At 54.2% G+C, this 13,790-nt stretch carries 9 protein-coding genes and 1 pseudogene; 6 read left to right on the plus strand and 4 right to left on the minus strand.

Annotation, left to right across the window (positions count from 1 at the left end; translation table 11 throughout):
• Positions 1-256: 256 nt before the first annotated feature.
• Positions 257-1,924 (plus strand): iron uptake porin, encoded by a 1,668-nt coding sequence (locus H6F46_RS13280; protein WP_099533585.1) that lies wholly within the window; start codon positions 257-259, stop codon positions 1,922-1,924.
• Positions 1,925-2,510: 586 nt separating this feature from the next.
• Here the strand turns inward: H6F46_RS13280 and H6F46_RS13285 are convergent.
• The 3 genes from H6F46_RS13285 to dapB form a co-directional block, all read right to left on the minus strand.
• Positions 2,511-3,962 (minus strand): tetratricopeptide repeat protein, encoded by a 1,452-nt coding sequence (locus tag H6F46_RS13285; protein WP_190355157.1) that lies wholly within the window; start codon positions 3,960-3,962, stop codon positions 2,511-2,513.
• Positions 3,963-4,262: 300 nt separating this feature from the next.
• Positions 4,263-5,126, minus strand: coding sequence for a phosphate ABC transporter permease (locus H6F46_RS13290; protein ID WP_199291548.1), 864 nt, complete (start codon positions 5,124-5,126; stop codon positions 4,263-4,265).
• Positions 5,127-5,309: 183 nt separating this feature from the next.
• Positions 5,310-6,137, minus strand: a complete 828-nt coding sequence (dapB, locus tag H6F46_RS13295) for a 4-hydroxy-tetrahydrodipicolinate reductase (protein WP_099533583.1) — start codon at positions 6,135-6,137, stop codon at positions 5,310-5,312.
• 515 nt (positions 6,138-6,652) lie between these two features.
• On the opposite strand from dapB, the gene H6F46_RS13300 reads away from it, so the two are divergent.
• The 4 genes from H6F46_RS13300 to H6F46_RS13315 all read left to right on the plus strand — a co-directional run bounded on the left by H6F46_RS13300 (position 6,653) and on the right by H6F46_RS13315 (position 12,783).
• Positions 6,653-8,908: an adenylate/guanylate cyclase domain-containing protein gene (locus H6F46_RS13300; protein WP_190355158.1), complete on the plus strand. Its 2,256-nt coding sequence runs from the start codon at positions 6,653-6,655 to the stop codon at positions 8,906-8,908.
• Complete coding sequence (gene bioF, locus H6F46_RS13305; RefSeq protein WP_190355180.1) at positions 8,895-10,139, plus strand: 8-amino-7-oxononanoate synthase; 1,245 nt, start codon at positions 8,895-8,897, stop codon at positions 10,137-10,139. Before H6F46_RS13300 ends, bioF begins: the two co-directional genes overlap by 14 nt.
• 227 nt (positions 10,140-10,366) lie before the next feature.
• The gene (gene gyrB, locus H6F46_RS13310) at positions 10,367-12,304 is read left to right on the plus strand and encodes a DNA topoisomerase (ATP-hydrolyzing) subunit B (protein WP_099533579.1); all 1,938 of its coding nucleotides are present in this window, start codon (positions 10,367-10,369) and stop codon (positions 12,302-12,304) included.
• Positions 12,305-12,489: 185 nt separating this feature from the next.
• Positions 12,490-12,783, plus strand: a complete 294-nt coding sequence (locus H6F46_RS13315; protein ID WP_190355159.1) for a nucleotidyltransferase family protein — start codon at positions 12,490-12,492, stop codon at positions 12,781-12,783.
• 312 nt (positions 12,784-13,095) lie between these two features.
• Here the strand turns inward: H6F46_RS13315 and H6F46_RS13320 are convergent, their stop codons facing one another.
• The gene (locus H6F46_RS13320) at positions 13,096-13,413 is read right to left on the minus strand and encodes a hypothetical protein (RefSeq protein WP_190355160.1); all 318 of its coding nucleotides are present in this window, start codon (positions 13,411-13,413) and stop codon (positions 13,096-13,098) included.
• Between the two features lie 144 nt (positions 13,414-13,557).
• Between H6F46_RS13320 and H6F46_RS19145 the strand changes: the two are divergent.
• A pseudogene (locus H6F46_RS19145) lies at positions 13,558-13,790 on the plus strand (hypothetical protein); the annotation flags it as partial.

Consider the following 13,790-nt stretch of genomic DNA (forward strand, 5'->3'; position numbering starts at 1 on the left):
TTGTCTTTGTTCTGCCTTAGATCGATCTAGAATTCGCTAGAATGACGATCAAAACTGATTCATCGCCGCTTAATTATCTTTTCATAAATCAGATTGAGAATCATTATCTTTTTGATGGATGCGAAGGGATTTGGCTCTGGGCTGGCGACCTTGGGAGGGCAGTGATTTTGAGGAATTGCTGCCAGCTTTTGATGGTTAAAGGCTGGGGATGAATTCAGTTTGCAATGGACTCAGATTTTTCGTGTGAGGTTTGCATATGTCTCGGTTCCATTGGCGATCGCGCTTAACCCCGATCGCTGCCCTGGCCCTGTTGGCGGCGGCTCCCGCTGCACCGGCCTTAGCCCAATCCGTTAATTCCACTAGCCCTGACTTGGCCAATCCCGACTCGATCGGGGCCGTGGCCGACACCAGCGAGCTGATCAACGACCTCAACCAATACGGCCAAGAGGGACGCAACCGCCGCGCCAGCAGCGCCGATCAGGTCACCTCCGTCTCGCAACTGTCGGACGTGCAACCCACCGATTGGGCCTTCCAAGCCCTGCAATCGCTGGTTGAGCGCTACGGTTGCATTGCCGGTTATCCCGACGGAACCTACAAGGGCAACCGGGCCATGACTCGCTACGAGTTCGCGGCCGGTTTGAATGCTTGCCTCGATCGAATCCAAGAATTGCTCGTGACCAACGTGGCTGACTACGCCACCAAGGCCGATCTGGAAGTCCTGAAGAAATTGCAGGACATGTTCAAGACCGAGCTGGCCGCGCTGCGGGGTCGCGTAGACACCCTGGAAGGTCGGATTTCTTACCTGGAGAAAACCCAATTCTCCACCACCACCAAGTTGACCGGGAACGCCATCCTTGGTTTGCAAGGGGGAACCCTCACGGGCGATGACGACGACAGCAACGCCGAAAACGTCACCTTCAGCAATCGGGTGCGACTGGTGTTCAACACCAGCTTCACGGGCCAAGACACCCTGACCACCCGTTTGGAAACCAACAATGTTCAGAATCCGCTGAACGATGTGACGGGCTTGGGTTCCCTGAGCTACGGCGACGGCAACAGCAACCAAATCAGCCTGACCTATTTGGGCTATCGCTTCCCGATCGGGGAAAAAGTGGAAGCCCTGGTGGGAACCACCGGGTTGGATTTGGATGACATCCACGACACCCACAACCCCTTCCTTTATGGCGATGGTTCCGGGGCCCTGTCGCGATTTGGCGATCGGCCGCCCGTGTTGCGTCAACCGGCCGATGCTGGGGTGGGCTTTGTTTGGAGTCCCAGCGATCAATGGTCGATCGGGGCCGCCTACATGGCCGGCAACGCCGCCAGCCCCAGCGATGGCAGCGGTCTTTTTGGCGGTAGCTACAGCGCCAGCGCCAGCTTGAACTACAAGAGCAGTGACAGCCGCTTCAGCGCCGGCCTGTTCTTTGCCCACAGCTACTACTCCAACGACGATTACCAATACGCCGACGAAGACTTGGGCCTGTTGGGTCGCACCGGCACGCGACGCACAATCAACCCCTTTGGCGACCATTCCGCGATCAGCAACAGTGTTGGCCTGCAAGCTAACTATCTGTTCTCGCCCAAGGTGGGCTTGAACGGTTGGGTTGGTTACACCAAGGCGGAAGATGCCCAAAGCGACGACAGCATCGACGTGCTGAACTGGGCTGTGGGTTTGGTCTTCCCTGACTTGGGCAAAGAAGGCAACCTGGGATCCTTGTTGGTGGGTCAGCCGCCGACGGTGATCAGTGCGGATGGCGTGGAAGAGGATGACGAAACACCGATCCACGTGGAAGCGCTCTACCGCTGGGCCGTGAACGACTTCATTTCGATCACTCCGGGGGTGATTGCGGTGTTCAATGCGGACACGGGCAACGACAACAACACGGCCATCTTGGGCGTGGTGCGCACCGAGTTCAGTTTCTAGGTTCCTGGTGCTCCTGACCCAAAATCAGGGTTTGAACGATCAATTGGGGCGAATGGTTCGATCGTTAAACTTGAGCACAAAACTTGAGCACAAACCGGATGATGACCCGAATTACAGGGGAGAAGCGATTTAGGTGATTGGTGTTGTGGAAACTGCTGAAATCGGCTGAAGCCGGATCAATGGCGGTTGCTAAATATCCAGTGGCTCGATCGACTCACGACCCGTGATTTTGTCCAAATTCCCAATCATTCATGGAATCATCGTTGCCCAATTTTTGAATGATTTTTTCGTTCTTTTATCCTCACCTTTTTGACGAACTGCGATCGGGCGATCGCAGTTTTTTTGTTGAAAAACCCAGTCGTATTCACAAGGGGCTTAAGCCCCTCGCTGCCTAAGGATCTGGTAACAGCAACAGTCATCTAATTTGACCTATCAAAATAAGCTTGACGCGCTAGTAGGGTGGGCAGTGCCCACCTCATAATTGCTCTATGGCATCTGTAATATGACGTACCAATCGTTCTAGGTAAAGGCTGTAACTACAAATAATAATTATGACTAAGGGATTAATCATTCCAACGACCAGGCGCTACGATCGCCCGTTTTGGTAGAAGCTAGCCAGCTTGTTCGCGAGGGCCATTTTTTGGCTGGTGCAGTCCGTTTCGCGCATTCGACGGCGCAGCAGTTCCGTGGCGCTATACATCAGGGCTTGAGCTTGGTCTGCATTACCCAGGGCCCGATACGTGTCGATCGCCCCTTGGGCCGCTTCTAAATACCAATCTGGATGGCGATCGGGTGCGAGGAAATTGAGGGCTTGCTCAAAACAGAGTCGCGCCTCTTGCAAGTAGGGGAAGGCATCGGAGTGGCGCTGGCCTTCGTCCACATGGGCCCGGCCCTTGTGATAGTGCAAAATGCCGCAACCGAGGGCGTAGTCTGGGGCTTGGCGATTGAGGGAGTCGATGCCCTGATTCCAGTTTTTGAGGGCGGCCGCATAGCCGTGGAGCCGCCAAAGGACACAACCCCGATTTGCCCAGGATTTCCAGTGACTGTTTTGGGTGAGTGCCAAGGCGCGATCGAACGCGGTCACCGCCTCGCCTAATTGCCCCAGACTGTCCAAGGTGAGGCCACAGTTATTCCACACATCGGGATTATTCGGATCGCTGGCCAAAGACTGGTGAAAGGCTTCCAGGGCTTCCTGGTGGGCCTGTTGGCTATCGAGGGCAATGCCTAGGTTATTCCAAGCTTCGGCATACTGAGGATCCAGGTCGATCGCCCGTTGATAGGCCTCGCGGGCTTCCTGGGTGCGGCCCAAATCTTCGAGCAAGTTGCCACGATAGTTCCAGGCTTCCTTGCAATGGGGATCGATCGAAAGGGTGCGTTCAAAGGACTCCAGGGCTTGGGCCCGTTGACCGAGCTTTTTCTGAAGCATTCCCCGGGCGAACCAGGCCGCGCTGGCGGTGGGTTGCAACTCCAAAGCCCGTTCATAGGCGGCGGCAGCCTCGCCCCAGCGGTCTAGGGTTTGCAGCAACCGCCCACAATCGAGCCAGGCATTGACAACGTTGGGATCAATGGCCAGGATGTGGCGATAGGCGGCGAGGGCTTCCTCGTGACGCTCCATGGCAGCGAGGGCATGGCCATAGTTCCCCCAAAGATCCATTTGGTGCGGAATTTGTTGCAGGAGTGCCTCCAGTTCCGGGAGAGCTTCGGCATAGGCCTTGGCTCCCACTAGGGCGATCGCCCGGCCGTGGCGAGCAACGGTTAAGTCAGATTGGATATCGAGGGCCCGTTCAAAGGCTTCGATCGCCCCAGGATAATTGCTGGCTTCGAGCTGCTGAAGCCCCAGATCCAACCACTGCTGCAACAACCAGTCCGCAGAATGCTCGGGCATGACGGTTACTTCGCTAACCATCTCCTCTGGGGGCACTGGGGGCAACCAATCCGCTCCCCCAATTGCCCCGGGCGCAAGATGTGGCGGCCCAAATAGGGTCACCCCGGGCGACGATGCACCATTAAACGGATCGGAAAAGGATAGGGGTTCCACAGGCTGATCGACGAGCTAACGCGCGATAGGGATCCAAAAGACGGAATTCAGCGAGGTTAGGCGATCGAGCGGTTTCGGGTGACAAGGGGCGATCGGGGATCGTTAGGGTCAGTCAAGCACGCTCATGTTGACATCAGGAATACCAAGCTCAACCCATTCCGTCAATTCCCTAACCGACAAATTGACCCAACTGTCAGCAGTTCCTGGGATTTAGCGAGCATTCTGGGCAGTAGAGTCCGTTTTGATCGACTTTGATCGACGGTTGGGGCTTTTTTGTGTTGTTGGGGCCGTTTTCAGGTTCTAGCGGCGGCGACGGGGGCGATCGCGGCGATCGTCCTCAAAGTTCTCGAAATCGCTGTTCTCAAAGTCATCTTCAAGATCATCAAACCGCCCGCGCCCCTCGGAGGCATCACGCCGATCATAACGGGCCAGGGCCCGATCGCGCGGATCCGGGCGGCGGGCTAAGCCGGTCTCCTGGCTTGGGGCCGGACGGCTGGGCCGACGCGATCGACGATTTGGCGGTGGGTCGCTCAGCTCCCGGCTCACCTCCTCAAAGGCTTCCCGCTGCAACAGGGGATAGTCACTGATCCAAACTTGGCGATCGGGAAGATAAAAATCAGCCACTTGGGCCACTCGTCCCAAATCGGGGCGATCGGACAAAATCAGGGTTTGGGCCCGCATTCCCGGCTTAATGCCCTTGTGCTCGCGACGCAGCGGAGCCTGCAAACGGGTTTCAAATCCCGTCTCATCGCCCACTTCCAAGTTGAGGCAACGCTCCCGGTTTTCCACAATCACCAACTCGCCCTGGCGGTTCACCGTTTCCTCTTGACCCACCAGCTCTTCAGTCACATAAACATCCAGAATTTCACCTTCCCAAAAACCGCAATAGCCGAATTTGCGCACTTTGCCATTGCGGAGGCTGGCCCAATAGATGGGGGCCCAAAACCAATAGAGCGCTGCCGCAAAGCCCAGCACAAACCAAATGGGGCCCGTCGCATCGCCCGTGGCTAGGCTGCCCAACCAGGTCACCACCATGCCCACCACGGAAATGGCTAGGCGGCGAATGAAGTCCGCCGGCCGCCCCCAATAGAATTGGTATTGCGGATAGGTGGCGATCGAGGGAATCAGGCGATCGAAAGCGTCACGGGTCAGCGGAACCAGCATAGGTTGTTCGGAGGCGGTTCTGAGGAAGTTTCTGAGGAAGTCACTGAGGCGAGTGGACAAGGTTAAGCCATCGGAGGGCAACGCCAGTCGCCCTCACAAGGGGCTGAAGCCCCTTGCTGCCTAGTGATCGGGTAACGGCAACGGCCATTGGCCTTGACCGATCGACATCAGGTTGTCGCGCTGCTACAGCAGTTTTTCAAGACCATAAACCAAGCACTTCAGGTCAATCAGCTTCCGAATCGTCAGCAACACACCGGGCATATAACAGGCCCGATCGCTCGTGTCGTGGCGCAGCGTGTAGATTTGGCCCGGCGCACCAAAGATCACCTCCTGGTGAGCAATGAGACCCGGCAAGCGAATGCTGTGAACATTGATATTGTCGCCGGCCAAGCTGCCCCGCGCACCGGGAATCAATTCCTTTTCTTCCACCTGTGCCGGATTGAAGGTTTTGCCCAATCCAGACATCAGTTGCACCGTTTGCAGGGCCGTGCCGCTGGGTGCGTCGGCCTTTTGGTTGTGGTGCAGCTCAATGATTTCCACATGATCGAAATATTGGGAGGCTTGAACCGCAGCCTGCTGAAGCAACACCATCCCGATCGAGAAGTTGGGAATGATGGCGCAACCGGTGCTGGCCTTGTCGGCAAATTCCGCCAACTCGCGCACCTGTTGCTCACTCAGCCCCGTTGTGCCGATCGCGGGTCGAATGCCATAGGCGATCGCCGATCGCGCATTTTCATAGACCGAACTGGGGTGCGTGAAATCCACCATCACGCCTAACTGTCGCTCTTGGGCCGCCATGGCCAAAGTCGCCTCTAGCTGATCCAAAATCGGCACTTCCAAGGGGCCGCAGCCGACCACTTCGCCCACATCCTGGCCCACTAGCTCCGGCGCGCGATCGACCGCCCCAATGAGGGTCATATCGGGCGCAGCCGCCACCGCCTTCACCACCTCACGGCCCATCTTGCCAGCCGCACCAACCACCACTACTGGAATTGGGGAATTTTGAGTCATGCCCATTCACCGCCGCGTTAAAGACAAACAGAATCAGTCAACCAAATCAAGCCAACCAAGACCAACAACCTAAAACAAATGGGCAACCTAAAACAAACTCCTGCCATAAACCAACCCCTGAAATTTGTCAGCCCCCGAAAATCAGCCAGCAAAGACCGGCAAGCCACCCCGAACCCGCCCAAAACTGCTACCCAGACCAGGGCCAATGTTCACGCTTCGCTCACAGTCGATCGAGTATTTTCAAAGCACCGTATTAATTGCTACTTGGCTGACTTTGGGGTCTGAAGATGCTGTGGAGCGCTCTTTGCGTTGCAATTTGGTCATATTAGACCCGAAAATATCTATTCTTCGCAAGAATAATGACTAGGGGCAAGCATAATCAGCCAAACCATAACCGTGATTATGCGGAAAATGATCCAAGAATGCTTCCTCGCCAGAAGCTGGGTCAGCGATAAGATATTGGTAGTTTGCCGTGATGCGGCTTCGTTTGCGCCTCAGCTTTTGAGGAGAGCCTTGTGACTTTCTCGATCGACCCGTCTGCCGAGAGTTTGCCCGACGGTGCAGAGAGACCCGTTCTGCGTCCTGATTGGTCGGTGGCCCGCTCCAGTCTGTTGATCGTGGACGATCGAACGGACGATCGCACTCTTTTGCATCGACTTCTAGCGCGTGAGGGCTATCACATCCTGCTGGCGGATAATGCCCATCAGGCTTGGCAGCAACTGAAGCACCATACCTTTGACCTCATCCTATTGGATGTGTATCTGCCCGATCGCAGTGGCTTTGCCCTTTGCGAGGAGCTGAAAGCCAACCCAAAAACTGCCGATATTCCGATTATTTTCACTGGCAGCTCTGATGGCGGCTCCAATGGCAGCTTAGATAAAATTCAAGCCTTCAAGGTGGGTGGCGTTGACTATTTAATCAAGCCCTTTGCCCTTGAAGAAGTTTTGGTTCGAGTCAATACACACCTGAAAATTCAGCGAGCTGCCAAGCTGGTTGCCGAACAAAACCAGCGGCTAATAGCGGAAGTGGCGGAACATGAAAAAACCGCCGCCATTTTGCAAGAACAAAAGCAATATTTACGCATTATTTTAGACAACATTCCTCAGCAAATTTTTTGGAAAAATGCTGACTTAGTTTTCTTGGGTTGCAATCGAAGTTGGGCAGAAGCATCCGGTTTAGGGGATCCCGAAAGTGTGATTGGCAAAACCGATCAGGACTTAATTGAAGATCCAGCCATTGCCGAACAATTTCGGGCCCAAGATCGCCGCGTGATTGAAACTAACCAACCCATTTCCCATCAACTATTACGCAAATATCGTCACGCTGAAGGGGGCCAGCCCATCTGGCTAGATTGCTACCGCGTACCGATTCGCGACGAAGCGGGGCAAGTGATTGGGGTTTTAGGGGTTTTGGATGACATCACCGATCGCAAGTTGGCGGCCGATGCCCTGCAACAGGCGGAGGAAAACTATCGCAGCATTTTTGAAAATGCCCTAGAAGGGATCTTTCAAGCCACTTGGGAAGGGCGATTTATGAGTGTGAATCCGACCTTGGCCCGCATTTGTGGCTATGAATCGCCTCAAGAAATGATGGAACTAATCACCAATGTGGGCCACCAACTTTACGTGCGGTCGCACCGGCGCGAAGAGTTTCTGGCCTACATGGCTCAATACGGAGAAGTATCCAATTTTGAGTCGGAAGTTTACCGGAAAGATGGCCGGCGAATTTGGATTTCTGAAACCGTTCGTAGTGTTTATGACGCTGGGGGCAAGTTTCTTTACTTTGAAGGCATGGTGCAAGAGATTACCGAACGTCGCAAAACAGAGCTGGAATTGCGACAACAACGGCAACAATCGGAGCAATTATTGCTGAATATTTTGCCCCAGAAAATTGCTCAGCGCCTGAAAATGCAACAGACGGCCATGGCTGATCGCTTCGAGTCGGCAACGGTGCTGTTTGCGGACATTGTGGGGTTTACGGAATGGGCTTCCCAAATTCAAGCGGCGGAGTTGGTGTCCTGTTTGAATGATATTTTTTCGGAGTTCGATCGCATTGCTGAACGCTATGGGGTTGAAAAAATCAAGACGATCGGGGATGCCTACATGGCCGTGGGGGGCGTGCCTTCGGCGCATCCTAACCATGCCATCAACACGGCGCGGATGGCGTTGGAAATGCAGCAGGCGATCGGGCAGTTTCAACGCAAAAATGGGCAAACCTTTCAGTTGCGAATTGGGCTGAATACGGGCCCCTTGGTGGCGGGGGTCATTGGCATTCGCAAATTTATCTATGATCTCTGGGGCGACACGGTGAATATTGCTAGCCGGATGGAGTCCCAGGGGGAAGCAGCCAAAATTCAGGTGACGGCTTCCACGGCGGCCCTGTTGGGCGATCAATTTGTTCTAGAGCCGCGTGGCCCCTGGCAAGTGCGAGGACGCGGGGAAATGCTCACCTACTGGCTGGTGGGCGAGCGACCGCCAGCGCCGGATCCCGATTTTGCCGAAAGAGCCGGTGAAATAGCTGATGACCCCAGGATGAATCATCTGAATAATTTTCGTGATTCTAATCCGGGTGACTTTGACCCCGATCGTGCGGCGGGGAGTGATCATCCAGCCGGCGATCGGCCAGTGGCGGGCAGTCAGCGCGGGGATTTTGATCCGGAGGTTGACCCCAAGGATTTGAACTCGATCGATCATAATGGGCAGACCCCTACCCATCCGGCCCGTTCTGGGGCTGGCCATGCCGTCGATCGCGCCACCGATGCCCATTCCTAAGACCGCCCCCAGTCCTTCCTCAACCGAGTCCCCCTACGACTGGATGGCCCAGGCCCTCCAGACGATTCACCGGGCCCATTGGCATCGATCGCCCCAGATCCTGAGCGGCCGGCCGGGGGCCGTGGTGGAGCGCGACGGCCGCACCCTGATTAACTTCGCCAGTAATGACTACTTGGGGTTGGCGGGCGATGACCGGTTAATGGCCGCCGCGATCGAGGCGATTCAAACCGATGGAACCGGCAGCACTGGCTCACGGCTGATTACTGGCCAGCGAGCGTTGCACCGAGAGCTAGAGCAGGCGATCGCCCAACTAAAACAGACCGAAGACGCGATCGTCTTCAGTTCCGGGTATTTAGCCAATCTGGGCACGATCGCCGCCTTGGTAGGCCCGCGAGATTTGATTTTGAACGATGCCTATAACCATTCCAGCCTGCTAGCCGGAGCCAAACTCAGTGGAGCCACGGTCGTGGACTATCGGCATGGCGACTTGCAGGATTTGGGCGATCGGCTCCAAAGCCACCGTTCCCACTATCGCCGCTGCCTGATCCTCACGGACACGGTGTTTAGTATGGATGGGGACTTGGCTCCCCTGCCGGAAATTCTGGACTTGGCGGAGGCCTTTTCCGCCATGGTGTTGGTGGATGAGGCTCACGGGACGGGGGTTTTCGGGGCCACGGGGGCCGGCTGCGTGGAGGCCCTGGGGTGCAGCGGGCGATCGCTGATTCAGATGGGAACCCTCAGCAAGGCCCTGGGCAGCTTGGGGGGCTATGTGGCCGGCTCGGCCACCCTCGTCGATTTTTTGCGCAACCGCGCCGCCAGTTGGATTTACACCACGGGCCTGTCACCCGCTGACACGGCCGCCGCCCTGGCTGCCATTCGGATTGTGAACCAAGAACCCGAGCGACGGGCCGCCCTTTGGCACAATACCCGATCGCTCCGTCAAGCCCTTCAGGATTGGTTAGCCACCCAGCCCGCCGAACTCACCCAGGGCGATCGCGCCTACCGCCTACTGCCCAGTGAATCGCCTATTCTCTGTTTGCAAGTGCCCAACCCAGCCACCGTCAGCCAATTGGGGCGATCGCTCACGGAAGCCGGCCTGTGGGTCGGAGCCATTCGACCGCCCACCGTGCCCACCAGCCGCCTGCGCCTGACCCTGATGGCCACCCACCAGCCCGAACATTTAGCTCAACTCATGGCCGCCTTGCGATCGGCCACTCCCCCAGGAGCCTAAGGGGGAAGTGGCTCCCCGCTGCAACCTTAGGAAGGCAAATTTCTAGGGCTGTTAGTGACCTTTCCAGGCATTTTTCAAGGTCAATCAATCCCAAGCCCAAATTCATAACAAGCGTACCCTGGCAACTCCTAGAACCCGTTTGTGCTAAAATCTTGGAATGTTTTGAAGTTATAGGGCTTTAGGCAAATTTAACCTGCCTAAGATGTCCAATCTGGAGCGGAGTGAGCATGACCAGCAACTATGGGGCAGATCAAATTCAGGTTCTTGAAGGGCTTGAACCTGTCCGCAAGCGACCGGGAATGTACATCGGCTCCACTGGGCCGCGCGGTCTCCATCATCTAGTTTACGAGGTGGTGGACAACTCGATCGATGAAGCCCTTGCTGGTTATTGCACCCACATTGAAGTGGATCTGAATGCCAACGGCTCCGTCACCGTCACCGACGACGGCCGCGGCATCCCCGTTGACATTCACCCCCAAACCGGCAAATCCGCCCTCGAAACCGTGATGACCGTGCTGCACGCGGGCGGCAAATTCGGCGGCGGTGGCTACAAAGTATCCGGCGGTCTCCATGGCGTGGGCGTGTCCGTGGTGAATGCCCTCTCGGAAGAAGTGATTGTTGAAGTCAAGCGCCTGAGCCAACGGCACGTTCAACGCTACAGCCGAGGCATCCCCCAAGGGCCCCTGACTAGCGAACCCAGCGACGATTCCCAAACGGGCACGCGGGTCACCTTTTTGCCCGATCGCGAAATTTTCATCACCGGCACAGAATTTGACTACGCCACCCTCGCCAGTCGGCTGCGGGAGCTGGCCTATCTGAATGCGGGCGTAAAAATCACCTTCAGCGATCACCGGCTGGAGCTGTTGCGTACCGAGCAACCCAAGGTTGAAACCTACTGCTATGAAGGCGGCATTCGGGAATATGTAGCCTATATCAACCGCGATCGCCTGCCCCTCCACGAGGAAATTCTCTACGTGCAAGGGGAGCGCGACGGGGTGCATGTGGAAGTGGCCATGCAATGGTCGATCGATGCCTACACGGACAACCTATTCGGGTTTGCCAACAACATCCGCACTGTGGATGGCGGAACCCACCTGGAAGGGTTGAAGGCCGTTTTGACCCGCACCATGAACGCGATCGCCCGCAAGCGCAACAAACTCAAAGATGGCGATGCCAACCTGGGCGGTGAACATATTCGGGAAGGCTTGACGGCGATTATTTCCGTGAAAGTGCCCGATCCAGAATTTGAAGGACAAACCAAAACCAAACTCGGCAACCCCGAGGTACGCGGCATTGTGGATTCCCTGGTGGGGGAAGTTTTCACGGAATATTTGGAGTTCCGGCCCGGTGTGGCGGACTCCATCTTGGAAAAGGCAATTCAGGCCTTTAATGCGGCCGAAGCGGCCCGTCGGGCCCGGGAATTGGTGCGCCGCAAGTCGGTGTTGGAATCGTCGCCCTTGCCGGGTAAATTAGCTGATTGCAGCTCGAAGGATCCGTCCGAATCAGAAATTTTTATTGTGGAAGGAGACTCGGCAGGCGGTTCCGCCAAGCAAGGAAGAAACCGTCGATTCCAAGCCATTTTGCCCCTGCGTGGGAAGATCCTAAACATCGAAAAAACCGACGATGCCAAGATCTATAAAAACACCGAAATTCAGTCGCTAATTTCTGCCCTGGGATTAGGCATCAAAGGCGAGGAATTTGATGTTTCTCAACTGCGCTATCACCGGGTGGTGTTAATGACCGATGCGGACGTGGACGGGGCCCACATTCGCACTCTGCTGCTCACCTTTTTCTATCGCTATCAACGGGAATTGGTGGAGCAAGGTCACATCTATATTGCCTGCCCGCCCCTATACAAGGTGGAGCGCGGCCGGAATCATCAATATTGCTACAGCGATCGGGAGTTGCAGCAGATTTTGGCGGGCTTCCCGGCCAATGCCAACTACAACATTCAGCGGTTCAAAGGTTTGGGTGAAATGATGCCCGATCAGCTTTGGGACACCACCATGAACCCGGAAACCCGCACCATGAAACGGGTGGAAATTGATGATGCGGCCGAGGCCGATCGAATCTTCACAATCTTGATGGGCGATCGGGTGGCTCCCCGCCGGGAATTTATCGAAACCTACGGGGCCAAGCTGAACCTCACCGACCTGGACATTTAGCCCGAATCTCCAGGATTCGTGGGGCAAGGGTAGTGCCTGTGATGTGATGATTTTCCGTGAAAGATTGCTTTCCCAGGCAGGCTTTTGATCGTTCATCATGATTGAATTACGGTACTACCCAGGGCTGGGACAGAGCGGCGTAAGCTAGACTCTGTGCTGTACTTGCCTTGAAGGGAGTGGGCTTGATGAAAACCCTAGAGGAAATTAAGCAGTGGCTTATACAAAACAAGCCTTTATTGCAAGAACGTTATAAGGTTCAGGAATTAGGTATTTTTGGCTCCTATGTTAGGCAAGAGCAGACGGAAGCCAGCGACGTGGATGTGCTGGTGGAGTTTTCAGAAACACCGAGCTTATTGAAATTTATCAATTTAGAAAACTACCTTAGCGACAACTTAGAAGTCAAAGTTGATTTGGTGCATAAGGCTGGCTTGAAGCCACGCATTGGGGAGCGGATTTTGGCAGAGGTTATTTACCTATGACCAAGCGGCAAACTCAGGATTATTTACAAGATATTTTGGATTCTATATGCTGCGATAAAACAGATTACATTAGACCAAAGTAGCCCGCAGGGTGGACACTGCCCACATAAGTTGCTGGACAACACCCCACAATGAAAGTCATCCCACACTTGCCGTCTAAATATATAGTTATTCCGCTTAGTTTTCGGTGAGAGAGCAACCAAAACCATATCTGTCAGTGATTGGAGTTAGGCTATTTAGGTATTGTCTGTAACAACTGAGAGTGTTATTACGCCTAGTACTAAACTTCTCCGGAGATCAGGCAAAGTCTTACTAGGTCAGAAAACAAGAATCCATATCTCTTACAAAATCTCTAAAAAATTCAATATGTTCTTCAACAAAAAGCATAAAGCTGCTGTCTAAGAAATCAAAGTCTTCTGTTGGCACAAACTCAAAGTCTTCAAATTTGAACACTGCCATCTCGTTTTCTGGTGAATGCCGCTCATATAAAATCGTCCTAAACTTTAAGCCCAAGTCTTGCATGATCTCCAAGTCATCATCTCCAGAACCATTCCAAACCGTAGTTAAAGCAAGTTCAAAAATACCTTCCGAATAATACTTATCAATTACTTTGCTCATATCAACTTTCATACCATTCCATTCAATTGTTCCTACGTATAGCTTTTTAATTCCTGTATCTTCAAAATCAAAATTCAGTATATAGATGGGGAGCCAATAAGCTTTTCCTTCTTCTTCTTTAAGTTGTCGATAGATAGATAGAAACAGAAGTGTTGAATGACAGATTCAGGTTATAAAAAAGGGGTAAGAAGATGTAATTCTTACCCCAAACAATCAAAAAGTAATACACCAATGTTACGCTCATTCTCTCAAATCGTCAAATCTATTCTCAAAAGCTTACCTGAGCATGATTACCCAGTGCTCAGCAGTCGGAGATTTTTTGAGATCTGGTTGACCTTCATTCTTGATCAAGGTTTGATGAGCATGAGAGACCTATTTTTCAAGCTCAA

It is taken from the genome of Limnothrix sp. FACHB-1083 (genome assembly GCF_014696485.1).
Lineage (GTDB): Bacteria > Cyanobacteriota > Cyanobacteriia > CACIAM-69d > CACIAM-69d > CACIAM-69d.